This window comes from Rhodococcus sp. NPDC003382 (assembly GCF_053589135.1).
This window is the reverse complement of the sequence record NZ_JBSFRH010000007.1, coordinates 34916-56909: the sequence shown is the minus strand read 5'-3', so window position 1 is coordinate 56909 and position 21994 is coordinate 34916. Positions and strand designations below refer to the sequence as shown.

Sequence of the window (21994 nt, the reverse complement as noted above, 5' to 3'; positions counted from 1 at the left end):
CTCTAAATGAGCAATGCTCAGTTAGAGTATCGGGGTGACCCCAGCACGACAAGCACCACCGCAGCCCGCACCCCGGCGGCGACTGCCTCCGGAGGAACGCAAGCGGCAACTCGTGGCCATCGGCCTGCAGGAACTCGCCGCGCGTCCCATCCACGCGCTGTCCGTCGACCGGGTCGCCGAGATCGCCGGCATCTCCCGCGGCCTGCTCTTCCGCTACTTCCCGACCAAGCAGGACTACTACGCCGCGGTCGTCGGTGCGGCCGCCCGCCGCCTGCTCCGCGCCGCGGTGCCCGACCCCGGCGACGACGACCCGCTGCGCGGCATCGTGCGGGCGTTCGTCTCGTTCATCGACCGGCACGGCCGGAACTACCAGATGCTGTTCCACGGAGCCGGATTCGGTTACGACCCGCAGATCCGGGAGATCCACGAGAACGTCAAGACCACCATGGCCGCGCGGATCCTCGACGCCACCGGCACCCAGGCGAGCACCGCCACCACCATGAAGGTGTGCGGCTGGTGGTCGATGGTCGAATCGGTCGCGATCGACCGCACCACCGAGCCGTCGGTCACGGTCGACGACGTCGTCGACTTCGCCCTCCGCACCCTGCGGGCCGTGCTGGCGTGAAGGACATCTACGACCGAGCGTCCTCGACCGCGGCCTTGGCGAGCGCGAAGGCCCGGTTGCTGTTGGGTACCCCCGCATAGACGGCGGTGTGCAGGAACACCTCGACGAGCTCGTCGGGGTCCACACCGGCGCGCAACGCCGCCCGGATGTGCATGTCGAGTTCGTGCTCGTTGCCGACGGCGGTGAGGATGGCGAGGGTCAGCAGCCGACGGGTGTGGTGGTCCAGACCGGGCCGCGCCCAGATGTCGCCCCACGCGGTGCGGGTGATGAAATCCTGGAACGGCGCGGTGATCTCCGTGGCCGCCGCCATCGCGCGGTCGACGTGGGCGTTGCCGAGCACCGAGCGCCGCACCCGCATGCCCAGTTCGAACGCGGCGGTGCGCTGGGCACCGGCGGGGGTCGCGCGGGTGAGGTGTTCGCGGACAAGGGCTGTGACGCGGCCCGCCTGCTCGACGCTCGCCAGGTGCGCCGCGGGATCGACGACGTGGAAGCCGGCACCGGCGATGCCGTCGGCGAGCCGGCGCATCACGTCCGGCGGGGTCGCCGGGTCCTGGGCGCCCGCGATCACGAGGGTGGGCGCGACGATCCGGGCCAGGTCGGCGCGGCCGTCCCACGTCGCGAGGGCCTCGCAGCACCCGGCGTAGCCCTCGTCGCTCGTCGCGGACACCATCGCGACGTGGCGGTCGATCAGGTCGCGGTCGCGTGCGGCGAGCTCGGGGGTGAACCAGCGACCGACGATCGACTCGGCGATCGAGGCCACGCCCTCGGCGCGGACGGTCACGGCCCGTTCCCGCCACGGTTCGGCCGGGAGGAAGGCTGCCGAGGTGCAGAGCAGCGTGAGCGTGCGAACACGTGCCGGATGATGCGCGGCGAGCCACTGTCCGACGGCCCCGCCGAGGGACAACCCCACGACGTGGACGGTGTCGAGAGCGAGTGCGTCGAGCAGCGCGACGACGTCGCCGCCGAGGTCGTCCATCGTGTACGGGCCGTCGACGACCGGTGACTTGCCGTGCCCTCGGTGGTCCACCGCGACGACGTGCGCGAGCGGTGACAGCGCGGCGATCTGCGGCTCCCACATCGACAGGTCGGAGCCGAGCGACCCGAGCAGCAGCACCGCGGGGGCGGTGGGGTCGCCGTGCTGTTCGTAGTGGAGAGCGACGGTCATGCCGGTCCTTCCGTTGTGTGGTGGCGGGCGACCGCGCGGTCGACGAGATCGCCCGCGTGACCGAGATAGTGTGTGGGGTCGAGCAATTCGCGAACGCGGTCGGCGCCGAGAGGTCCGGTGATCGCCGGGTCGCGGTCGAGTGGGGTCCCGGCCAGGGCCGCGGCGGTGACGATGTCGCGGGCGTTGTCGGTGTGCTCGGCCAGCGCCGCGGTGACCTTCTCCGCGAGGATCGCGCCGCCGGTGAGCCCGAGGTTGCGGGCCAGCGCGTCCGGGTGCACGTGCAACCCGCCGAGGCTCACCGAAAGCTGGTGTGCCGCACCACCGGACAGCCGGATCAGGTCGGTGAGTGTCTCCCACTCGGCATGCCAGGCACCGGCTGCGCGGGCGAACTCGTGGTCCGCCGCGGCGAGCACCGTGGCGACCAGACCCGGCACCCGTCGCGCGGCGGCCCGCGCGGTGATCGACGCGACCGGATTGCGTTTGTGCGGCATGGCGGAGGACCCGCCCGGTGCGTCCTCGCCGACCTCGCCGAATTCGGTTGCGGCCATGAGCACGACGTCGGTGGCGGCCTTCGACACCGATCCGGTGGCGACACCGAGCGCGGAGGCGAGAGTCGTGACCGGGGTGCGCACGGTGTGCCACGGCACGATCGGCCGGGCGAGGCCGAGCAGGTCCGCGAGCGTGTCGGCGAACGCGAGACCCTCGGGATACACCGCGGCGAGAGTTCCTGCCGCACCGCCGTACTGGACCGGAAGCATGTCCAGCGCCCGCTCGATCGCGGCGACACCGTCGTCGAGCGCGACGAGCCAGGTCGCCGCGAGCGCCCCGAAGGTCGTGGGCAACGCCTGCTGGCCGAGCGTGCGGGCGACCATCGGGGTGTCGCGATACGTGGACGCGAGCCGTGCGGCGGCATCCGCTGCGGCCCGTAGGTCGGCGACGACGCGTCGACCTGCCTTGCGGGCCAGCAACATCAGCGCGGTGTCGAGCACGTCCTGGCTGGTGGCGCCGACGTGCACGGCGGCGGCCGGCGCATCGGCGCGTTCCCGCAGGATCTTCACCAGCGGGATCACCGGATTGCCGCCGGCCGCGGAGAGCGTGCCGAGTTCGGCCGGGTCCAGTTCGCGGGCGATCCGCGCGGCCGCCGCGGCGACCGCTGCGACGTCGGCGGCGGTGGCGCGGCCGTGACGTTCCGCGGCACGGGTGATCGCCACCTCGACGTCGAGCAGGGCCGTCAGCCATGCGTGATCGGACAGCATCGGCGCGAGCTCCCCGGCCCCGAAGACCGGGTCGAACAGGCTCCCGCGGGTGTGGTCGGACCGTGCCGGCTCGGACAACGCAGGCTCCCGTCTAGATCGAGAAGAACGGTGTCTCGACACCGTTCGGATCGAGGTCCTGAACGTACACCGTCCACTCGTAGCCGTCGCCGGTCTTGTCGGCGACGAGCTTGGCGCGCTGCGACTCGGGTAGGGCCGTCAGTACCGGATCGGTCGCGTGCTCCGCGAGGTCCTCGGGGAAATACATGCGCGTGTACAGGCGGTCCAGCGTGCCGCGGGCGAAGATCCCGACCAGCAGGTGCGGCGCCTGGCCGTCGCCGGAACCCGGCTTGACGGTGTGCACGACGGCCGTTCCCGTCTCGTCGGCGGCGCTGCGGGCGAAGCCCCGGAATCCCGGTGCGCCGTAACGGCCGTCGGTGTCGGCCTGCCACGTCTCGAGCATCGCGTCGGCCACGGGTTCGCGGTGGCCGTCGAGGACCGTGATGCGGACCGTGATGCGGCCGGGAGTGTCTGCGGGGACGACGTTCTCGCCGTCGGTGCCCCAGTCGAGACCGATCTTCCAGTAGGGTCCGACGGTCTGCGACGGTGTCGGGCCGAAGGTGGCGGTGCTCTGGTCGCCGGGGGTGACGGGGTAACGGGGAGCGAAGTCACTCATCGTCGTCCTCCTCGTTCTCGAAGGGGGTGGCCTCGCGGCCGCGCAGCACGATGTCGAAGCGGAACCCGAGGGCCCAGTTGTCGACGGTGGCGTCGTAGTCGAACACGCTGACCATGCGGTGCCGCGCCTCGGCGGGCACCGAGTTGTAGATCGGGTCCTGGAAGAACAGCGGGTCGTCCGGGAAGTACATCTGGGTGACGAGCCGCTGCGTGAACGCCGTGCCGAACAGGGAGAAGTGGATGTGCGCGGGCCGCCACGCGTTGTGGTGGTTGCGCCACGGGTAGGCACCGGGTTTGACGGTGGTGAAGCGGTATTCGCCCTGCGCGTCGGTGACGCAGCGGCCGACTCCGTTGAAGTACGGGTCGAGGGGAGCGGGCCAGCTGTCGTTCACGTGGCGATACCGGCCGGCGGCGTTGGCCTGCCACACCTCGACGAGGGTGTGCGGGACGGGCTTGCCGTCGCTGTCTAGGACGCGACCGTGGACGATGATGCGCTGGCCGGCTGCTTCGCCGCCGTTGGCGAGGGTCAGGTCGGCGTCGCCGTCCTGCACCCGGTCCTCACCGAAGACGGGGCCGGTCAGCTCGCCGAGGCGCTGCGGGATCAGCGTGAGGGGCTGGGCGGGGCGGCGCAGGGCGGTGGTCCGGTAGTCCGGGAAGTCCAGTGGTGGGTGCACGCCCTCGGGGCGGACGAATCGTGGTGGCAGATGAAGCACGGGAACCTCGCGTGTCGAATCGGGAAGGGACGGGGCGACGTGGTGTCAGTTGTCGGGGCCGCCGGTGTACGCCTCGGCGAGGTACTGCCGGCCGTACCGGGAACCGGTGACGGCGGCGAGCTCGCCGAGGGCGCGACGGCGTTCGAACGATGTTGCATCGGAACGGGTATGGAGCATGGAGGTCATCCGGTAGGAGAAGTTCTGCGCCTTCCACACCCGCTGCAGCGCGGTGTCGCTGTAGGCGTCGAGCAGCGCACCCGAACCGGTCGAGAAGAAGGAGTCGAGGGCACGGAACAGCACGCGTACGTCCGCCAGCGCGAGGTTCAGGCCCTTCGCACCGGTGGGCGGGACGGTGTGCCCGGCGTCGCCGGCCAGGAAGAGGTTGCCGTGGCGCATCGGTTCACACACGTAGGACCGGAACGGCAGCACCATCTGCTCGAAGATGCGGCCGCGCTTCAACTCGAGACCGTCGGGGCCGTCGACGCGCCGCTGCAGTTCGTCCCAGATGCGTTCCTCGCTCCAGCTCGAGGCGTCCTCGGCCGGGTCGCACTGGAAGTACATGCGCTGCACCGTCTCGCTGCGCTGACTGATCAGCGCGAAGCCGTATTCCGAACGGGCATAGATCAATTCGGGTGCGCTCGGCGGCGCTTCGGTGAGGATGCCGAACCAGGCGAACGGATACTCGATGAAGTGGTCGGTGCGCACGTCAGCCGGAATCGCCTTGCGGCAGATGCTCTGTGATCCGTCCGCGCCCACGAGGATGCGGCAGTGGATCTCGACCTCGGTGCCGTCGGCCTCGGTGACGCGGATCTTGGGCGTGTCGGTGGTGACGTCGAGAACCTCGGTCTCGCGGACGCCGTAGCGGACGTCGCCGCCGTCACGCTCGCGCGCCGTGGCAAGGTCCACAAAGACCTCGTTCTGCGGGTACAGCCACACCGACTCGCCGACGAGGTCCTGGAAGTCGATGCGGTGGCTGCGCCCGTCGAACCGCAGGTCGATGCCGTCGTGCCGGTGGCCTTCGGACAGGACGCGACCGTTGACGCCGCTGTCGGTCAGCAGCTTCACCGATCCGTGCTCGAGAATGCCCGCGCGGTGGGTGGTGCGGATGGTCTCGCGGTCGCGCTTCTCGACGACGATGTTGTCGATGCCGGCCTTCGCCAGCAGGTGCGAGAGCATCAGCCCGGCCGGACCGCCACCGACGATGCCGACCTGCGTGGTGACGGTCGTTCGGGGTGCGGTCATCGGATTCCTCCAGGGGTGCTCGGATGAACGCAAGTGTGGTGCGCACCTCACCCGAAGCGAACAACTCTTCTCATTGAACGAGAAAATCGGAGGTGGTCGGGGGCTGTTCCCCGGCGGCGCGGGCGATGCCCCGCGCCGCGGCCATGAGCACCGCGATGATCGCCTGCCTCTGCGCGATCCCGGTGGGAACCACCACGCCGAGCGCCGCGAGGGCGTGCCCGGACCGGCCGACGACCGGAACCGAGATGCCCGTGGTGCCCACGTCGAGGACCCCGTCGTAGCTCGCGTAGCCGCGGCGCCGGATCTCCGCCAGATCGCGACGGAAATCCCTTGTGGTGGTGGGAGATCGGAGATTCACCTCGGGGTGGAGTCGTTGATACTCCTCCTGCACGTCGGCGGGGGAGAACGCGAGCATGACCATGCCCATCGACGTGTCGTGTGCCGACATCCGGCCCGCCACCGAAGCCTGGTTGATCACCGACCCGGACGATGAAAGCCGATCGAGCACGAGAACCTCACCGTCGCGCAGCACCGACAGTTGCGTGTGCTGGTGCACGACCGACTGCACATCCTGCAGGAACGGCAGCGCCGCCTCCCGCAGGTCCTTCGCCGGGGAACTGCGCGCGACGAGTTCCCACAGACGCATGCCCAGACGCACCGTGCCGTCCGGTTCCCGCGCGAGGATGCCGTGGTGCACCATCTCGCCGACGAGCCGGTACATCGTCGCCTGCGGGATACCGGACCGGCGGGCCAGGGCGCTGACGGTCAACGCCGGTTGCGCGTCGTCGAAGGATTCGAGGATGCGCACGACGCGGTCGAGAATCGAGTCACCGGACGGCGAATTGGCCATGCCCCGATTATCGGCGCCGCGGCACCTGCGCCCGCGTCAGCCGGGGATCCTGATCGTGATACCGGGGAACACCTCGATCTGCGGCGGCAGGTCGATCGGTACGTCCGGGATGTCCACCGGCGGCGCTTCCAGGGTGATCGGCGGCAGTTCCGGCAACGTCAGCTGCGGCAGCGGGGGAGCGGTCGTCGTCGTCGTTTCGCTGATCCCCGCGTCGGCGGGCACGCCGGCCTGACCGTCGATCGGGTCCGGCCACGGGAAACTCTCGAAGTCGGTGCCCTCGAGCGCACCGTCCATCGTGCCCTTCCAGATGTCCGACGGCAGGCCCGAACCGTAGATGGATCCGCCCCAGCTGTTGACGATCGCCTCGCCGTCCGGGGTACCGACCCACACCGCCGTCGACAGCGACGGCGTGTACCCCACCATCCAGGCGTCCTTGTTCAGGCCGGTGTCCCCGAGCTGGGTCGTGCCGGTCTTCGCCGCCGACGGACGACCCCCGGCCAGCGCGTGACCGCGCGAGTACGCGGCGATCGGCAGCATGGCCTGCGTGACGTTGTCGGCGACCGCCGGATCGAGCCGGAATTCGCCGGGGGAGGCGGGGCGGTCCAGCAGCACGTCACCGTCGGCCGTCTCGACCCGCTGGACGAAGAACGGCTCGTGGAAGGTGCCGGACGCGGCGAGCGTCGCGTAAGCCGAGGCCATGTCGATGACGCGGGACTGGTACTGCCCCAGAACGATTCCGCCCTCCGGCGGGCCGCCCTCGTGACTCAGCGTGGTCCCCTCCACGCCCGGGATGGTCATGGGGATGCCGGCGTCGTGCGCGGCGTCGGCGATCGCCTGCGGGCCGTCGTCCATCGACATCATCAACCGGTAGAAGCTCGTGTTCAGCGACCGCTTGAGGGCCTCGGCGATCGTGCACTTGCCGCACGAGGCGCCCTCGACGTTGCCGATCTCGATGTTGCCGACCTTGAGCGGCGAACTGTCGAAGCGGGCGTTCAGGCCGATGCCCTGCCGCAGAGCCGCGACCAGACCGAACACCTTGAACGACGAACCGGTCTGCAGCGGCGCTTGCGCGAAGTCGAAGCCTGCGCCCTCCTCGCCGCCGTAGTAGGCGCGCACGGCACCGGTGCGCGGGTCGATCGACACCACCGCGGTCCGCAGGCTCTCGTCCTCACCGTCGAGAGTGCTGCGAGCACTGTCGATCGCCGCCTGCTGCGCGACCGGATCGATGGTCGTCGTGATCCGCAGACCCTCGGTGTTCAGCGTCTGCTCGCTGATGCCCGCGGCGGACAGTTCACGCAGCACCTGGTTCTTCACGTGACCTTCCGGTCCGGTCGAATCATTCTGCTGCGCAAGCTGATTCGACGGCACCGTCGGCGGGAACTGCTGCCCGTCACGTTCGCCAGCGTCCAGCACGCCCATCTCGACCATGCCGTCGAGCACGTACGTCCAGCGCGCCTCGATCGCCGGCCGGTTGAACTCCGGGTCCAGCGACGACGGGCTCTGGATGACCCCTGCGAGCACCGCCCCCTCGGACACCGACAGCTCGCCGACGGGCTTGCCGAAGTACGCCTCCGACGCCGCCGCGATGCCGTACGCACCGCGACCGAAATAGATGGTGTTCAGGTAGGCCTGCAGGATCTCGTCCTTCGACGACTGCCGGGCCATCTTGGTGGAGACGACCAGCTCCCGCATCTTGCGGGTGATCGTCCGGTCCGCGCCGACCAGCACGTTCTTCACGTACTGCTGGGTGATCGTCGAACCACCACCGGCGGTTTCCTTGCCCATCACGTTGTCGCGCGCCGCGCGCACGAACCCGGAGATCGAGAAGCCGGGATTGCTGTAGAAGTTGCGGTCCTCCGCGGACAGCACCGCGTTGCGGACGTGCTCGGGCACTTCCTCGATGTCCACCTCGGTGCGATTGCCCTCGGGCGGTACGACCGTGCTGAGCACCGTGGTGCCGTCGGCCGCGTAGATCGTGGCCACCTGATCGTTCTTCATGTCCGACGGACGCGGTACGTCGACCGACATGTATGCCACCGCGAAACCGATGCCGGGCACGATCACCAGGAGCGCCACGACGGCGAGCACCAGGTAACGGACAAGGCGCCACCCCCGTGACTTGGCGGGGGTGGCAGGTCTGGAAGGCGACGACGACGAAGAACTCACACGGGCTACTTTCTGGCGAAATCCGGGCTCGACAGATCATCGCACCCTGTCATCCGTATGGTACGTAGTCCGGGACAACTGTGATCGAAGGCGCACGGGCCGTGTCCCGTGTCTATATGTGGCGCCTCCCACCGCCACAAAGGCACACCGGCGCCTACGGCGCCCTCCGCCAGGCACGGAACGCGAAACCCCACGCGGTCGCGAATCCGAGCAGCACCAGTCCCGGGACGATGCCCGGCGCCGGGGACCACAACTCGGCGACCGCGGCGATCAGCGCCATGACCGTGAACACGGTCAGGAACCCCAGCAGCATCTCGAGCCGCTGCCGCCGGGGGACCCGCCTCACGACTTCACGCCGCCCGCGGTCAGACCCGCGATGATGCGGCGCTGGAAGATCAGCACCATGATCACCAGCGGCACCATCACCAGCGTGCCGCCGGCCATGATCGACGCGTACGGCGTCACGTACGGGTCGGTGCCGGTGAACCGTGCCATCGCGACCGTCACCGGCGCGGTCTTCTCGCTCGACAGCTGCGACATCAGCAGGTACTCGTTCACGGTCGCGATGAACGCCAGGATCGCGGTGGTGAACATCGCCGGCGCGGCGAGCGGCAGCATCACCAACCGGAACGCCTGCCCGCGCGTCGCACCGTCCATCCGGGCCGCCTCCTCGAGTTCCCACGGCAGTTCCGAGAAGAACGAGGTCAACGTGTACACCGTCAGCGGCAGCACGAACGAGATGTTCGGGATGATCAGCGCCTGGTAGCTGCCGATCCAGCCGATGTCGGTGAACAACTGGAACAGCGGCGTCACCAGCGCCACCACCGGGAACATCGACGCACCCAGGATGATGCCGGTGACGAAGTACTTGCCCCGGAAATCGAACCGGGCCAGCGCGTAGGCGGTGAACACACCGAGCAGCAGCGCGACCGCGGTGGTCGCACCGGCGATGATGACGCTGTTGACCAGCGCGCGGGAGAAGTTCACCTTCGCGTCGGGATCGAGGGCGTCGGCGAAGTTCTGCAGCGTCGGGTTCGCGGGCCACAGCGACGTGCTGAACGTCTCGGACGGCTCGCGCAGCGCCGTGACGATCATCCAGTAGCAGGGCGCCAGGCCCCACAGGACGATGAGGATCACCCCGGCATACGTGCCGGCCGAGCGCACCTTCGTGCCTCCGGTACCGGGACTGCTCATCCGACGTCTCCCTTCCGCTGCGCCTCCTGCGTCTGCACGGCGTTGGCACCGAGGAACCGCACCAGCACGAACGCGACCGCGAAGATGAGGAGGAACGTGATCGTCGACAGCGCGGACGCCGAGTTCGCGCCCTGACGCATCTGCTCGACCACCAGCACCGAGATCGTGGAGGTCGCGGGGTTCGAGCCCATCATGATGGCCGGCAGGTCGTACATGCGCAGCGCGTCCATCGTGCGGAACAGGATCGCGACCATCAGCGCCGGCTTGACCAGCGGCAACGTGATCATCTTGAACCGCTGCCACGCGTTCGCGCCGTCGACCTTCGCGGCCTCGTACACCTCCGCCGGGATCATCTGCAGGCCGGCGAGGATCAGCAGCGCCATGAACGGCGCGGTCTTCCACACGTCCGCGACGATGATCGCGAACCGGGCCGGCCACGGATCCGCCGTCCACAGGATGTCCGTGCCGAGCATCTTGTTGGCGATGCCGTCGTTGGCGAAGATGAAGAACCACAACTTCGCGGTGACCGCGGTCGGGATCGCCCACGGCACCAGCACCGACGCGCGGAGCAACCCGCGACCGCGGAACGATTTCGCCATCACGACCGCCATCGCGAAACCGATGACGGTCTCGAGCGAGACGGTGACGACGGTGAAGAAGAACGTGTTGAAGATCGAGCCCCAGAACTGGGAGCCCAGCGTGCCCGGCGGGCACGGAATGCTGCCGGTGGCGGTACCGCAGGACTGGGTGATCCACCGGACGTAGTTCTCGAAACCGACGAAACCGCCCTCGACGAACCGGCCGGTTTCGGGATCGAGTTTCTTCGCGTCGCCGTGCAGCGACATCCAGACGGCCCGCCCGAGCGGGTACAGGATGATGACGGCGAGCACGGCGAGGGACGGCGCCACGAACATCCACGGAGGGATCCGGCGGGGCTGCTTGATCGCGGGCGCGCTCGGCTCCGGAGGTTCGGTCACCCGGTGCCGTCCGTGCACACGGTCGCGGTCGGGACCGAGGTACTCGGTCCCGACCGCGGAATCGTGTGGCGGATCCGCGGGAACCGGTCGGCGGTCTTCGTGACCGGCTTGGACCTGCGGTTCTGCCATAGGTACTGCTCCTAGTGGATCAGTTGCCGGCGGTTTCGATGCCGGCCTTGATGTCGGCGAGCGCCTGCTCGACCGTCTTCTCGTTCCGGATCGCCGCGTACGAGTTGTCGGCGATCGCCTTGGACACGTTCGAGTAGTACGGCGAGGACGGACGCGGCTTCGCGCTCTCGAGCGCCTGCTTCAGCGTCGCGAAGTACGGGTACTGCTCGAGGATCGCCGGGTCGTCGTAGACCTCGGCGAGGACCGGCGCGCCGCCGACCTCGGCGTAGTAGGTCTGCGACTGGCGGGTCTGCATGAACTCGAGGAAGTCACGCGCGGTCGCCGGCGCATCCGAGAACGCGCTGATGCCGACGTTGTAGCCACCGAGGGTGGAGACGCCCGGTCCGTCCACACCGGGGAGCACCGCGATGCCGTAGTTGCCGGCGATCGAGGAGGACTCGCCGTCGGTGTAGAAGCCCGGCCACGTGCGCAGGAACAGGGCCTTGCCGTCGCCGAACGCGGTCTGCGACTCACCTTCGGTGTAGGTCTGCGCGGCCGCCGGGATCGTGCCGTCCGCGAAGCGGTCGACGATGAACTGCAGACCCTCGCTCGTCTTGTCGTCGATCGACGGGGTGAGGCCGTCCTCCGAGACGAAGCTGCCGCCGAAGGCGTTGGCGATCTCGGTGACGTTGACCGTCAGGCCCTCGTAGTCCTTGAACTGGCCGAGGTAGCAGTCGATGCCCGCCTCGACGGCCTTCGGGCACTCCGCCTGCAGTTCCGCCCACGTGGCCGGGGCCTTGTCGACGAGGTCGGTGCGGTAGTACAGGAACGCGGCGTTGGTGTTCTTCGGGGCCGCGAACAGGGTGCCGTTGTAGGTGCCCGACTCGACGGTCGCGGGCAGCAGGCCGTCGGTCGAGATCGCGTAGTCGCCCTCGAGCGGCAGCAGCCAGCCGTTGGCGGCGAACTCGGCGGTGTTGGTGACGTCGACGGCCACGAGGTCGTACTCGTCGCTCTTCGCCTGCATGCGCTGGGCGATGTCGGCGTACTGGTCGTCGGCTTCCTTCGCCAGCGGCTTGAAGGTCACCGTCTCGTCCGGATGCTCGGCATTCCAGTCGGAGATGATGTTCTCGAGCGCCGCGTTCAGGGGGTCCTGACCCTCGACGATGGTGATCGGGCCGCGCCCTTCGCCTGCCGCGGACGCCGAGCCGCTGCTGTCGCTGCTCGAGCTGTCGTCGGACGAGCAGGCCGTCAGGACCAGCAGCGACGCCGCCGATGCAGCGATCGCTGCGCGGCGGACCGCCTTCGTGTTCAGAACCATGGATTACTCCCGTTCGGATTCGGAAAACTCCTCGTCGGCAGCCTGCGGCCACCGACACCGGCACCTACTCTGGCATGCGAGACCGGGAAAAGGGGATATTGCTCCCAACCTGAATCGGTCATGTCCGTTCCCGCAGGCCTCGTCGTCGGCCGTGCTCAGCCGAGCCGGCGACCGTCCTTCGTCGAGAACACATGCACCTGCTCCGGATCGAAGTTCAGGTAGATGCGCTCGCCCTTCTGCGGCGGATTCCGCCAGTCGCCGCGCGCCACGATCTCCTGCGAGCGACCCGCGATGTACGCGCGGCCGTACACATAGGCGTCGGAGCCGAGCTCCTCGACGACGTCGACGTCCATCGCGAGACCGTACTCGGTGATCTGGATGTGCTCGGGACGGATACCGACGACGACCTCGGTCTCGTGGACCTCACCGACGACGTCACGCGGGATCGGCACGTACGTCTCGCCGAGGATCGCGCCGCGGTCGAACACCGGCAGCGTGAACAGGTTCATCGCAGGTGAGCCCATGAATCCGGCGACGAACACGTTCGCGGGCCTGTTGTAGAGCACCCGCGGCGACGCGCACTGCTGCAGGATGCCCTTCTCGAGAACCGCGACCCGGTCACCCATGGTCATGGCCTCGACCTGGTCGTGGGTGACGTACACGGTGGTCGTGCCGAGGCGGCGCTGCAACTGCGCGATCTGCGTGCGGGTCTGCACCCGCAGCTTCGCGTCGAGGTTCGACAGCGGCTCGTCCATGAGGAACACCTGCGGCTGCCGGACGATGGCGCGGCCCATGGCGACGCGCTGACGCTGACCACCGGACAGGGCCTTGGGCTTGCGGTCGAGATACTGCTCGAGGTCGAGCATCTTCGCGACCTCCTCGACCCGCGCGCGGATCTCCGCCTTCGGGGTCTTCGCGAGCTTGAGCGCGAAGCCCATGTTCTCGGCGACCGACATGTGCGGGTACAGGGCGTAGTTCTGGAACACCATCGCGATGTCCCGCTGCTTCGGGTCCTGGCCGGTGACGTCGGTGTCGCCGATGAGGATGCGGCCGCTGTGAACCTGCTCGAGACCGGCGAGCATGCGCAGCGACGTGGACTTGCCGCAACCCGACGGACCGACCAGCACGAGGAACTCCCCGTCCTCGATCTTCAGATCCAATGCGTCGACCGCCGGCGTGGTCGAGCCGGGGAAGAGGCAGGTCGCCTTGTCGAAGGTCACTGAGGCCATGGCACGAGAGAATAGGCGACAAAGCCGAACGCGCCTATTCTCTGTCGGTGAGTTCCGACCGGATGCTGACCCGTATCGGCGGCCTGCTCCGCCAGGCGGAATCGACCGACAACCAGCACGAAGCCGACGCGTTCCTGGCGGCGGCGCAACGTCTAGCGACCGCGTCGTCCGTGGATCTCGCGGTCGCGCGCGCCCACACCGCGTCCCGGGAACGCCGGGCCACGCCGGTGCAGCGGCTCATCACGATCGGGGAGAGCGGGAAGAAGGGGCTGCGCACGTACGCGCAGTTGTTCCTGGCGATCGCCGCCGCCAACGACGTGCAGTGCGACATCACCGCCACCTCCACCGTCATCTATGCGTACGGGTTCGCCGACGACATCGACGTGTGCGAGGCGTTGTACTCGTCGCTGCTGGTGCAGATGGTGCGGGCGTCGGACGCGTACCTGCGCGCGGGCAGCTATCGGGAGGAGACGACGGTGCGCACGGTCGTCGAGCAGCGCGGGGGACGGCGGGTCCGCACGCGGGTGCGCAAGCCGGTCGCCGGGGTGACCGCACGTCTGAACTTCCAGTCGGCGTTCGCGGCGCGGATCGGGGCACGGCTGGCCGAGGCGAAGCAGCAGACCGAGCAGGAAGCGGAGGTCGCGGTGCCGGGCACGGAATTGGTGCTGCGCGACAAGCAGCTCGAGTTGCGCGATTTCTACACCAGCACGTCGCAGGCGCGGGGCAGCTGGCGCGGCAACCGTCCGAGGGCCGCGCACTCGTCGGACGCGCAGCGGGCCGGGGACCGGGCCGGGCGGCGGGCGCGGCTGGGGACGGCGCCGGAGCTGCCGTCCGGGGGCCGGAGGCTGACCCGATGACCCGCGTCCGGGATACGCAGCGGGCGGCGGTGTACGAGGCGGAGTCGCTGGTGCGCCGCATGTTCGACCTCGCCGACGAGCGGGGGATCCGGGAGGTGGAGATCGCCGGGTCTCGTGTGACGCTCCCGGTGGAGCGCCGGTTCGCGTCGATCGAGTCGGTGCAGGCGTATCTGGATGCGGTGCTGGCTCTGAACTGGGTGCGGGAGCGCTGGCCGCGCGCCGCCGTGCGGGTACGGGTGCGGGCGCGCGCCGGGAACACGGCAGCGCACTACGAAAGTGATTCCGCGGTCATCGCACTGCCGGAGCACCGGGCGAACACGGCCTGGGCGTTCCGGGAACTGGTGGTCCTCCACGAACTCGCGCACCATCTGGATCCGTCGGATCCGGACGATCCGGCCGAACCGGCACACGGAGCGGCGTTCGTCGACCGCTTCCTGACGCTGGCGGGCGAGATCATCGGACCCGAGGCGGCGTTCGCGTTGCGCGCGTGCGGATTCGCCGCCTGCGAATGACGGTGGTGAAGTTTTCCGGGCGCGGTCAGGGCATGTCGGGGCGACGGTGCGACCACCGGCGAATCCGCGAGCGTCCCTGATCGGCCGCGTGAATCACCTTGTCCCCCAGCTTCTTCGACTCGGCGACGAAGCGCCGCCGACTGCCCTTGTCCTCGACGCGCCGGTTTCCCGTCCACCGTCCCACCGTCTGCTTCGCCTTTCCGGCGGCAGCCTCGGCGCTGTGCTTGATCCTGTCGGTGAGGTGGGCCATGGTGTGCTCCTGTCCGGCCACGTGCGGTCGTTCGACGCGTCCGGATACCCCCACGACATCCAGAGAAACCGAACACGAACATACCGACCGGTCCGCATCCTAGAGCCGAAGATCAACTCCGGATCGATGTTTCACGAAGTGTGACGCAGGTTACTCCAGTCCCACGTGCAGGCGGACGCCCGCAGAGTTTTCGATCGCCGACTCTCCCCACGGGACGGGTCGCAGCCGAAGGAGATGACCATGAAGGGTGGAGCACGAATTGCCGCGGGGGTCGGCATCGGCTACATGCTCGGACGTACCCACAAGATGCGACTCGCGCTGATGCTCGCGGGGGCGGGATTGAGCGGGCGCCTCCCCGGTACCCCTCAGGAATTGATGAAACGCGGTGTCTCCGCGCTGGGGTCCTCACCTGAACTGAGCAAGATCACCGAATCCGTTCGGGGCGAACTGCTCGGCGCGGCGCGGGCCGCGGCCGTGACCGCAGCGAGCAACCAGATCGACTCGCTCAACGAGCGACTCCAGCAGGGTGGGGGTTTGCTACGCAGCAAGAGGAGTACCAAGTCGGAGGACGAGGACTACGAGGAACCCCAGGACGAATACGACGAGGACGAGCAGGGAGCCTACGAGGACGAGCCCACCGACGAGGAGGAAACCTCGGAGGAGGACACCGGAGACGAAGGCACGGGCGAAGAGGCCTCCGGCGAAGAGGATACGGAGGATGCCGAGGCCGAGGAGGAGCGGAAGCCCGCGAAGAAGCGGCCCCCGGCCCGGCGCCGGACATCCGAGAGCGCCTCGTCGACACGATCACGATCCGCTCCCCGCCGGAAGAAGTCCGATGAGGACGACGAACAAGCACCCAAGCCACGCCGCCGAAGCTCCCGGACCGAGAGTTCGGCATCCGGGCGCGCCCCCGTGCGACGTACGAGGAGCTGAGTCCCATGACCAAGGCACTGTCCGATACCACCCGGAAGGTGGGTAAGGCCGCGACCGGCGCGGCAGGAAAAGTCGGCAAGACCGCAACCGGTGCCACGGGCCGAGCCGGCAAGGCCGCGACCGGGACGGCGCAGAAGGCGGCCGGCGCGGCCTCGCCGACCGGACATCTGCAGAACGCGCTGCAGACCCTCGCCGGAACCGTCACCGAACGGGCCGTGGACACCGTCACCGACAAGATCACCGGAACGGCCGGGCGACTGCACGACTATGCCGAAGGCACCGGCAACACCGGTCTGCTGTCGGCGCTGACCGGCGTCGATAAGCTCTCGGAGGGCGCTTCACCGCTCAAGGCCGCCATGAGCGCCGGTTTCGAGGGCGTCAAGGGCACGGCCAAACAGAAGTTCCAGGACGTGAAGGAGTCCTTCGGCGGCGGTGGTGGCCGGAAAGGCTCGGGCGGCAAGAAGATCAAGCTCACCAACATCGTCGAGCAGATCGACGTCGGGGTGCCCGTCCGGCTCGCCTACGACCAGTGGACCCAGTTCGCCGACTGGCCGAAGTTCATGAAGAAGGTCGAGCAGGTCGAGCAGGCCGCCGACGAGAAACTGCAGTGGACCGGCAAGGTCTTCTGGTCGCGCCGGAACTGGGAGTCGACGATTCTCGAACAGGTTCCGTTCGAACGGATCGTGTGGCGTTCCAAGGGCGGCAAGGGTTACATCGACGGCGCGGTGACCTTCCACGAGATCACCGAGAACCTCACCCGGATCGTTCTGGTACTGGAGTACCACCCCCGCGGTCTGTTCGAGAAGACCGCCAATCTCTGGCGTGCCGTGGGACGGCGATCCAGACTGGAACTCAAGCACTTCCAGCGTCACGTCATGACCGAGAGCATCCTGCATCCCGACGACATCGAGGGATGGCACGGCGAGATCCACGAAAGCAAGGTGGTCAAGGACGACGAGACCGCCCGCCGCGAGGAGCAGGAGGAGCAGGAAGAGGACGAAGGGTACGACGAGCAGGACGAATCTGCCGAGGAGCCCGAAGAAGGCGAAGAAGAGGAGCCCGAGGACGAGGAGCCCGAGGACGAATACGACGAGGACGAGTACGACGACGAACTCGAGGACGAAGAGCCCGACGAAGAGGAGCCCGAAGAGGAGCCCGAACCCGAAGAGGAGCCCGAAGAGGAAGAAGCAGAGGAAGAACCGCCTGCTCGCCGTAGGGCCCCCGCGCGAAGCAGGGCACGGTCCACGGCCGGCACGAACCGAGGAGCCAGGAAATGACCATCCAACCCGCCGGTGGCGGTGGCGGCGGTGGCGGCGGGATGGCACGCCCGAACTCGTCCGGTCTCGCCGAAGTCATCGACACCATCCTCGACAAGGGCCTCGTGATCGACGCGTTCGTGCGGGTCTCCCTCGTCGGCATCGAACTCGTGACGATCGACGCCCGCGTCGTGGTCGCCAGCGTCGACACCTACCTGCGTTTCGCCGAAGCGGTGAACCGTCTGGAGATCTCCGACAGTGAACCGAAGGGTCTGCCCGATCTCGTCGGTGACATCACCTCGGGCGGTGCGAAACACAAGACCAAGGGAGCACTGGAAGCAGCTACCGAGAAGGTCTCCGATTTCCTCGGAGACGTCGACGAGAAGCGGCAGCGCGCATCGCGCGGATCGAAGAGAGGGGAGTAGCGATGACCGACACGACCGCGGATGAACGTACGCCGGAGGAGCAGGGCGTCACCGGCAGCACGGGCATCTACGTCTACGGCATCGTCCCGGCCGACGTGGAAGCGGAATCGCATGCCACCGGCGTGGGCGACCCCCCGAGCAACGTCTCGGTCGTACGCAGCGGCGAAATCGCTGCGCTGGTCAGCGAGATACCGGTCGACCGGCCCCTCGGCACGCCCGACGACCTCAAGGCCCATGCGGAACTGTTGGACGGGACCGCCGCCGTGGCACCGGTGTTGCCGCTCCGGTTCGGGGCGGTGCTGTCGGACGAGGACGCGGTGTCCGAGGAACTGCTCGACGCCCATCGCGACGAGTTCGAAGCGGCGCTGAACGAACTCGAGGGCAAGGCGCAGTTCGTCGTCAAAGCACGCTACGACGAAAGAGCGGTGCTCAGTGAGATTCTCGAGGAGAACGCCGACGCGGCGCGCTTGCGCGAGGAGATCCGCGACAAGCCCGAGGACGCGACCCGCGATGCGCGAATGATGCTCGGCGAGATCATCAACCAATCGATCGAAGCCAAGCGCAACGAGGACACCCAGCGGGTCGTCGACGCGCTCGAGGACCTCGAGCCGATGGTCAACGTCCGCCAGCCGACACACGACGAGGACGCTGCGCACGTGGCGATCCTCATCGAATTGTCCCGACAGGGAGACCTCGAGGACATCGTGCGTTCCCTCGCGGAAGAATGGGAGGGCCGGGCGAAGATGGACCTGCTCGGTCCGATGGCGGCCTACGATTTCGTGATGAAACGAGAACCGGAGGGCTGAGCCGTGGGACTGATCTCGTCCGTCCTCACACTGCCGATCGCACCGATCCGGGCAGTGCTGTGGCTCGGCGAACTCATCCAGGACCAGGTCGAGCAGCAACTGCACGACCCCGCCACCATCCGCCGGGAACTCGAGGAGATCGATGAGGCGGCCGCCGCCGGCCGCCTCACCGAAGACGAGAAGGCCGCGGCGCAGCAGGCCGTCCTCAACCGGATGATCCGGCCGGATACCGGCGCCCCGCCGATCTAGGAAGGGGACCACGATGGCCGGACGTACGACCCGCAAGGACAGCGGCAGTTCCGAGCCTGAGCCTCTGCCCCCGTTGTCCGCGGCGGAGGTGGCGCGGATCGCGATCGAGCATCTCTCCGAACTGACGACGAAGGAGCCGCAGGGCGCCACGTCGGTGGAGCCGACCGACGACGGGTGGACGGTCGAGATCGAAGTGATCGAGGACCGGCGCATCCCATCCACGGCGGACATGCTCGCGCTGTACGAGGTCGAGCTGGATCCGGACGGGAACCTGTTGGCCTACAGGAGAACCAAACGCTACGGACGAGGCAGCACCGACCTGGGCCGAGGAGGAGCGAGATGACCGTGGTGGGTGGCGGCTCGTCGTCCCCGCAGCCCTACGACGGCGGGCACCAGTCGACGAATCTCGGTGACATCCTCGAGCGGGTCCTGGACAAGGGCCTGGTGATCGCCGGGGACATCCAGGTGAATCTGCTCGACATCGAACTGCTCACCATCAAGCTGCGCCTGGTGATCGCGTCGCTGGAGACGGCGAAGGCCGTGGGCATCGACTGGTGGGAGACCGACCCGTGGCTCAGCAGCAAGGGCAAACGAGCGGAAATCGAAGGCGCACAACAGGATCTCGAAGTCGAGAACCGGAAGCTGCGGGACCGCATCGCGGAACTCGAGGCCGCACGGAGGGAACCGGTCGCCGAACCGCTCGAGGTCGAGGATGCCGAATTCGAGGACGACGAGGTGACCGACGATGACCGCTGATCACGGCGTGTGGGTGTACGCGGTGACGGGTGCGGACCTGCCGGACGAAGCCGTCTCCGTCGTGACGGGGGTTGCTCGTGAGCCGGTCCGCGCCGTGTCCGCCGCCGGACTGACCGCCGTCGTCGGCACGGTGCCGCTCGGTGAGTTCGGGGAAGAGGCGTTGCGCAGCAACCTGGAGAATCTCGAATGGCTCGAGACGGTGGCGCGCACGCACGATGCCGTCGTGTCCGCCGTGGTGCGGTGGGCTCCGGCGATTCCTTTGCGGTTGGCCACCGTGTATCTCGACGACGCGCGCGTCTGCGACGTGCTCGAGGCGCGCCGGGCGGACTTCGACGCGGCGCTCACCCTCGTCGCGGGACGTACCGAATGGGGTGTGAAGGCGTACGCGGACGTGGACGCGATCGCCGCCGGCGCGGTGGAAACCGCGGGATCCGGAGCCGAGAAGGGAACCGGCACAGCCTATCTGCTGCGGCGTAAGGCGCAGCTGTCCGCGCGGGAGGACGCCGAACGCGCCGCAGCGGACCGCGCCGACACCCTCCATGCGTTGCTGCTGCAGCACTCGGCCGCAGGGCGCCGGCAACCGCCGACCGATCCGACGCTGAGCGGCCGGCGGGACCGGATGGTGCTCAACGGCACCTACCTCGTGGACGACGCGCGTAGCGACGAGTTCGCCGAAGCGGTCGCGGCGGCGCGCACCCAGTTCGACGGGCTCGAGCTGGAACTCACGGGTCCGTGGCCCCCGTACTCCTTCGCGGGTGTGGACCGGGGGAACCCGTGAGCGAGGTACCCGAGGAGCGTCGGATCGCGCTCGTCGACCTGCTCGACCGGGTGCTGGCCGGGGGTGTCGTCATCGTCGGCGACGTGGTGCTCTCGGTCGCCGACGTGGACATGGTCCGCATCTCGTTGCGCACCCTGATCTCGTCGGTCCGTGCCATCGCCGAGGACCAGGGGATCGAACAGCAGGGAATCGAACAGCAGGGGATCGAGGGTCCGTGACCGAATTCGGCGGGCTGCCACCGCGTATCGACTCCGACCCCGAATCCGTGGAGCGGGGTCTGGTCACCCTGGTGCTGACCCTCGTCGAGCTCCTCCGCCAGTTGATGGAACGGCAGGCACTGCGACGGGTCGACCAGGGCGACCTCAGCGACGAGCAGATCGAACGCATCGGCACCACGCTGATGCTGCTCGAGCAGCGCATGGACGAGCTGCGCGAGCATTTCGGCCTGACGCCCGAAGATCTCAACATCGATCTCGGGCCGCTCGGTCCCCTGCTGCCGCCACCCTGACCTTCGATCAGTCTCCGGTGACGTCGACCCGCTCGTGCTCGGCGACCGCCCCGGCCAGGACCCGCAGGTGGTCCTCGGTGCTGCCGAGGGTGTGTTCGATCGCGGTCAGCCTGCTGACGTAGTGCCCGACCGGATATTCGGCGGTCATGCCGATACCGCCGTGCATCTGGATCGCTTCCTGCCCGATGCTGCGGGCGGACCTGCCGACCTGCAGCTTGGCCCGGGAGGCGATGGTCGGGTCGACGATGCCGTCGGACAGCGCCATCGTCGCGTACAGGCTCAGGCTCGTGGCGAGTTCGAGCAGCACGTACATGTCGGCGGCGCGGTGAGTCAGTGCCTGGAAGCGGGCGATGGGTGCACCGAACTGCTTGCGCTGCTTCAGGTATTCGGTCGTCAGTCGCAGAGTTTCCTGCATCGCGCCGACCGCTTCGGCGCACAGCGCGGCCTGCGCACGTACCTGCGCGGCGACGATCGCGTCGGTCGCATCGGTGACATCGACACCGAGCGGTTCGGCGGTGACGCCCTCGAGTGCGAGCTGGGCGCCGCGGCGTTCGTCGTGGGTGCGGTACGCGGTGCGGGTCAGGCCCTCGGCGGACGCATCAACGAGGAACAATCCGGTTCCGCCCTCGGGCAGGGTCGCCGACACCACGAACTTGTCGGCGCAATCACCGTGCAGCACAGGGTTCTTGCGACCCGTGAGGGTCCAGATGTCACCGCTGCGGGTCGCGACGGTCCGCACGTCCGTGAACGGCCAGCGGCTACCCGGCTCGTCGTGCGCGAACGCGAGCAGCAGTTCGCCTTCGCCGACACGCGGCAGGATCGCGGCGCGCTGCTCGTCGCTCCCGACCTCGGCGACGAGCCCACCGGGCGTGTACACCGCGTCGAGCAGGGGTTCCGGCGCGAGCGACCGACCGATCTCGGTCATCACGGCCATCGTTTCGACCGGTCCGGCGCCCATACCGCCGTGTTCCTCGGGGAAGGGCAGACCGAGCAGTCCGAGTTCGGCGAACTGCCGCCACACCTCGGGGTTCCAGCCGCGGTCGGTCGCGGTGATCGCGTTACGGGTTTCCGCGTCGTACACCCCGGACAGCAGGTCGCGGGTGGTCTTGCGGAGCAGATCCTGTTCGGTGTCGAGTTCGAAATTCATGG

General features: G+C 68.5%; 27 protein-coding genes. 13 read left to right on the top strand and 14 right to left on the bottom strand.

The window, feature by feature from the left end:
* The first annotated feature begins 34 nt into the window (after window positions 1–34).
* Window positions 35–625, top strand: a complete 591-nt coding sequence (locus ACWDUD_RS07270; RefSeq protein ID WP_450108873.1) for a TetR/AcrR family transcriptional regulator — start codon at window positions 35–37, stop codon at window positions 623–625.
* A gap of 7 nt (window positions 626–632) precedes the next feature.
* On the opposite strand, the gene pcaDC is transcribed toward ACWDUD_RS07270, so the two are convergent.
* From pcaDC to ACWDUD_RS07210, 12 genes are all read right to left on the bottom strand, one after another.
* On the bottom strand, window positions 633–1790 hold the full coding sequence (gene pcaDC, locus ACWDUD_RS07265) for a bifunctional 3-oxoadipate enol-lactonase/4-carboxymuconolactone decarboxylase PcaDC (RefSeq protein ID WP_450108872.1): 1158 nt from the start codon (window positions 1788–1790) through the stop codon (window positions 633–635).
* Window positions 1787–3124 carry a lyase family protein gene (locus tag ACWDUD_RS07260; RefSeq protein WP_450108871.1) on the bottom strand — a complete coding sequence of 446 codons (1338 nt, stop codon included), beginning with the start codon at window positions 3122–3124 and terminating at the stop codon, window positions 1787–1789. Before ACWDUD_RS07260 ends, pcaDC begins: the two co-directional genes overlap by 4 nt.
* Before the next feature lie 13 nt (window positions 3125–3137).
* Entirely contained in the window at window positions 3138–3719 is a 582-nt protein-coding gene (gene pcaG, locus ACWDUD_RS07255; protein WP_450108870.1) for a protocatechuate 3,4-dioxygenase subunit alpha, read from the bottom strand.
* Window positions 3712–4431 carry a protocatechuate 3,4-dioxygenase subunit beta gene (gene pcaH / locus ACWDUD_RS07250; RefSeq protein ID WP_450108869.1) on the bottom strand — a complete coding sequence of 240 codons (720 nt, stop codon included), beginning with the start codon at window positions 4429–4431 and terminating at the stop codon, window positions 3712–3714. The genes pcaG and pcaH overlap by 8 nt, the downstream gene beginning before the upstream one ends.
* Before the next feature lie 45 nt (window positions 4432–4476).
* A complete protein-coding gene (locus ACWDUD_RS07245) occupies window positions 4477–5673 on the bottom strand; it encodes a 4-hydroxybenzoate 3-monooxygenase (RefSeq protein WP_450108868.1) in 1197 nt (398 codons plus the stop codon).
* A 70-nt stretch (window positions 5674–5743) separates the two neighbouring features.
* A complete protein-coding gene (locus ACWDUD_RS07240) occupies window positions 5744–6523 on the bottom strand; it encodes an IclR family transcriptional regulator (protein WP_450108867.1) in 780 nt (259 codons plus the stop codon).
* A 36-nt stretch (window positions 6524–6559) separates the two neighbouring features.
* Window positions 6560–8611 carry a transglycosylase domain-containing protein gene (locus tag ACWDUD_RS07235; RefSeq protein ID WP_450108866.1) on the bottom strand — a complete coding sequence of 684 codons (2052 nt, stop codon included), beginning with the start codon at window positions 8609–8611 and terminating at the stop codon, window positions 6560–6562.
* Between the two features lie 232 nt (window positions 8612–8843).
* Window positions 8844–9035, bottom strand: coding sequence for a hypothetical protein (locus ACWDUD_RS07230; RefSeq protein WP_248675664.1), 192 nt, complete (start codon window positions 9033–9035; stop codon window positions 8844–8846).
* Window positions 9032–9883, bottom strand: coding sequence for a carbohydrate ABC transporter permease (locus ACWDUD_RS07225; RefSeq protein ID WP_450108865.1), 852 nt, complete (start codon window positions 9881–9883; stop codon window positions 9032–9034). The genes ACWDUD_RS07230 and ACWDUD_RS07225 overlap by 4 nt, the downstream gene beginning before the upstream one ends.
* Window positions 9880–10989 (bottom strand): carbohydrate ABC transporter permease, encoded by a 1110-nt coding sequence (locus tag ACWDUD_RS07220; protein WP_450108864.1) that lies wholly within the window; start codon window positions 10987–10989, stop codon window positions 9880–9882. The genes ACWDUD_RS07225 and ACWDUD_RS07220 overlap by 4 nt, the downstream gene beginning before the upstream one ends.
* A gap of 19 nt (window positions 10990–11008) precedes the next feature.
* Window positions 11009–12286: an ABC transporter substrate-binding protein gene (locus ACWDUD_RS07215; RefSeq protein ID WP_450108863.1), complete on the bottom strand. Its 1278-nt coding sequence runs from the start codon at window positions 12284–12286 to the stop codon at window positions 11009–11011.
* 155 nt (window positions 12287–12441) lie between these two features.
* Window positions 12442–13515, bottom strand: a complete 1074-nt coding sequence (locus ACWDUD_RS07210; protein ID WP_197250170.1) for an ABC transporter ATP-binding protein — start codon at window positions 13513–13515, stop codon at window positions 12442–12444.
* Between the two features lie 47 nt (window positions 13516–13562).
* Between ACWDUD_RS07210 and ACWDUD_RS07205 the strand changes: the two genes are divergently transcribed.
* Window positions 13563–14372, top strand: a complete 810-nt coding sequence (locus tag ACWDUD_RS07205) for a DUF2786 domain-containing protein (protein WP_450108862.1) — start codon at window positions 13563–13565, stop codon at window positions 14370–14372.
* Window positions 14369–14884, top strand: coding sequence for a TIGR04338 family metallohydrolase (locus ACWDUD_RS07200; RefSeq protein WP_450108861.1), 516 nt, complete (start codon window positions 14369–14371; stop codon window positions 14882–14884). The genes ACWDUD_RS07205 and ACWDUD_RS07200 overlap by 4 nt, the downstream gene beginning before the upstream one ends.
* 25 nt (window positions 14885–14909) lie before the next feature.
* Here the strand turns inward: ACWDUD_RS07200 and ACWDUD_RS07195 are convergent, their stop codons facing one another.
* A complete protein-coding gene (locus ACWDUD_RS07195; protein ID WP_450108860.1) occupies window positions 14910–15134 on the bottom strand; it encodes a CsbD family protein in 225 nt (74 codons plus the stop codon).
* A gap of 240 nt (window positions 15135–15374) precedes the next feature.
* On the opposite strand from ACWDUD_RS07195, the gene ACWDUD_RS07190 reads away from it, so the two are divergent.
* From ACWDUD_RS07190 to ACWDUD_RS07145, 10 genes are read left to right on the top strand one after another with little or no spacing between them, the layout of a single operon-like run.
* The gene (locus ACWDUD_RS07190) at window positions 15375–16067 is read left to right on the top strand and encodes a hypothetical protein (protein ID WP_450108859.1); all 693 of its coding nucleotides are present in this window, start codon (window positions 15375–15377) and stop codon (window positions 16065–16067) included.
* 5 nt (window positions 16068–16072) lie between these two features.
* The gene (locus ACWDUD_RS07185; protein ID WP_450108858.1) at window positions 16073–17344 is read left to right on the top strand and encodes an SRPBCC family protein; all 1272 of its coding nucleotides are present in this window, start codon (window positions 16073–16075) and stop codon (window positions 17342–17344) included.
* Window positions 17341–17748 carry a gas vesicle protein GvpJ gene (gvpJ, locus tag ACWDUD_RS07180; protein ID WP_450108857.1) on the top strand — a complete coding sequence of 136 codons (408 nt, stop codon included), beginning with the start codon at window positions 17341–17343 and terminating at the stop codon, window positions 17746–17748. Before ACWDUD_RS07185 ends, gvpJ (ACWDUD_RS07180) begins: the two co-directional genes overlap by 4 nt.
* Window positions 17749–17750: 2 nt before the next feature.
* On the top strand, window positions 17751–18554 hold the full coding sequence (locus tag ACWDUD_RS07175; RefSeq protein WP_450108856.1) for a GvpL/GvpF family gas vesicle protein: 804 nt from the start codon (window positions 17751–17753) through the stop codon (window positions 18552–18554).
* 3 nt (window positions 18555–18557) lie between these two features.
* Window positions 18558–18803 (top strand): gas vesicle protein GvpG, encoded by a 246-nt coding sequence (locus ACWDUD_RS07170; protein WP_450108855.1) that lies wholly within the window; start codon window positions 18558–18560, stop codon window positions 18801–18803.
* Window positions 18804–18816: 13 nt separating this feature from the next.
* Entirely contained in the window at window positions 18817–19146 is a 330-nt protein-coding gene (locus ACWDUD_RS07165) for a gas vesicle protein GvpO (protein ID WP_450108854.1), read from the top strand.
* On the top strand, window positions 19143–19559 hold the full coding sequence (locus ACWDUD_RS07160; protein WP_450108853.1) for a gas vesicle protein: 417 nt from the start codon (window positions 19143–19145) through the stop codon (window positions 19557–19559). Before ACWDUD_RS07165 ends, ACWDUD_RS07160 begins: the two co-directional genes overlap by 4 nt.
* Window positions 19549–20337, top strand: coding sequence for a GvpL/GvpF family gas vesicle protein (locus tag ACWDUD_RS07155; RefSeq protein WP_450108852.1), 789 nt, complete (start codon window positions 19549–19551; stop codon window positions 20335–20337). Before ACWDUD_RS07160 ends, ACWDUD_RS07155 begins: the two co-directional genes overlap by 11 nt.
* Window positions 20334–20555 (top strand): gas vesicle protein GvpJ, encoded by a 222-nt coding sequence (gene gvpJ / locus ACWDUD_RS07150; RefSeq protein WP_197250158.1) that lies wholly within the window; start codon window positions 20334–20336, stop codon window positions 20553–20555. The genes ACWDUD_RS07155 and gvpJ (ACWDUD_RS07150) overlap by 4 nt, the downstream gene beginning before the upstream one ends.
* Window positions 20552–20845: a gas vesicle protein K gene (locus ACWDUD_RS07145; RefSeq protein WP_197250157.1), complete on the top strand. Its 294-nt coding sequence runs from the start codon at window positions 20552–20554 to the stop codon at window positions 20843–20845. Before gvpJ (ACWDUD_RS07150) ends, ACWDUD_RS07145 begins: the two co-directional genes overlap by 4 nt.
* A gap of 7 nt (window positions 20846–20852) precedes the next feature.
* Here the strand turns inward: ACWDUD_RS07145 and ACWDUD_RS07140 are convergent, their stop codons facing one another.
* The gene (locus tag ACWDUD_RS07140; protein ID WP_450108851.1) at window positions 20853–21992 is read right to left on the bottom strand and encodes an acyl-CoA dehydrogenase family protein; all 1140 of its coding nucleotides are present in this window, start codon (window positions 21990–21992) and stop codon (window positions 20853–20855) included.
* Window positions 21993–21994: the final 2 nt, after the last annotated feature.

Excerpts from the sequence above, each read along its gene's own strand:
- pcaG (WP_450108870.1), bottom strand. The coding sequence starts at position 3,719 with ATGAGTGACTTCGCTCCCCGTTACCCCGTCACCCCCGGCGACCAGAGC.
- pcaDC (WP_450108872.1), bottom strand. The coding sequence starts at position 1,790 with ATGACCGTCGCTCTCCACTACGAACAGCACGGCGACCCCACCGCCCCC.
- ACWDUD_RS07175 (WP_450108856.1), top strand. The coding sequence starts at position 17,751 with ATGACCGACACGACCGCGGATGAACGTACGCCGGAGGAGCAGGGCGTC.
- ACWDUD_RS07240 (WP_450108867.1), bottom strand. The coding sequence starts at position 6,523 with ATGGCCAATTCGCCGTCCGGTGACTCGATTCTCGACCGCGTCGTGCGC.
- ACWDUD_RS07220 (WP_450108864.1), bottom strand. The coding sequence starts at position 10,989 with ATGGCAGAACCGCAGGTCCAAGCCGGTCACGAAGACCGCCGACCGGTT.
- ACWDUD_RS07245 (WP_450108868.1), bottom strand. The coding sequence starts at position 5,673 with ATGACCGCACCCCGAACGACCGTCACCACGCAGGTCGGCATCGTCGGT.
- ACWDUD_RS07210 (WP_197250170.1), bottom strand. The coding sequence starts at position 13,515 with ATGGCCTCAGTGACCTTCGACAAGGCGACCTGCCTCTTCCCCGGCTCG.
- ACWDUD_RS07165 (WP_450108854.1), top strand. The coding sequence starts at position 18,817 with ATGGCCGGACGTACGACCCGCAAGGACAGCGGCAGTTCCGAGCCTGAG.
- ACWDUD_RS07140 (WP_450108851.1), bottom strand. The coding sequence starts at position 21,992 with ATGAATTTCGAACTCGACACCGAACAGGATCTGCTCCGCAAGACCACC.
- ACWDUD_RS07160 (WP_450108853.1), top strand. The coding sequence starts at position 19,143 with ATGACCGTGGTGGGTGGCGGCTCGTCGTCCCCGCAGCCCTACGACGGC.
- ACWDUD_RS07155 (WP_450108852.1), top strand. The coding sequence starts at position 19,549 with ATGACCGCTGATCACGGCGTGTGGGTGTACGCGGTGACGGGTGCGGAC.
- ACWDUD_RS07200 (WP_450108861.1), top strand. The coding sequence starts at position 14,369 with ATGACCCGCGTCCGGGATACGCAGCGGGCGGCGGTGTACGAGGCGGAG.
- ACWDUD_RS07215 (WP_450108863.1), bottom strand. The coding sequence starts at position 12,286 with ATGGTTCTGAACACGAAGGCGGTCCGCCGCGCAGCGATCGCTGCATCG.
- ACWDUD_RS07185 (WP_450108858.1), top strand. The coding sequence starts at position 16,073 with ATGACCAAGGCACTGTCCGATACCACCCGGAAGGTGGGTAAGGCCGCG.
- gvpJ (WP_450108857.1), top strand. The coding sequence starts at position 17,341 with ATGACCATCCAACCCGCCGGTGGCGGTGGCGGCGGTGGCGGCGGGATG.
- ACWDUD_RS07190 (WP_450108859.1), top strand. The coding sequence starts at position 15,375 with ATGAAGGGTGGAGCACGAATTGCCGCGGGGGTCGGCATCGGCTACATG.
- ACWDUD_RS07225 (WP_450108865.1), bottom strand. The coding sequence starts at position 9,883 with ATGAGCAGTCCCGGTACCGGAGGCACGAAGGTGCGCTCGGCCGGCACG.
- ACWDUD_RS07195 (WP_450108860.1), bottom strand. The coding sequence starts at position 15,134 with ATGGCCCACCTCACCGACAGGATCAAGCACAGCGCCGAGGCTGCCGCC.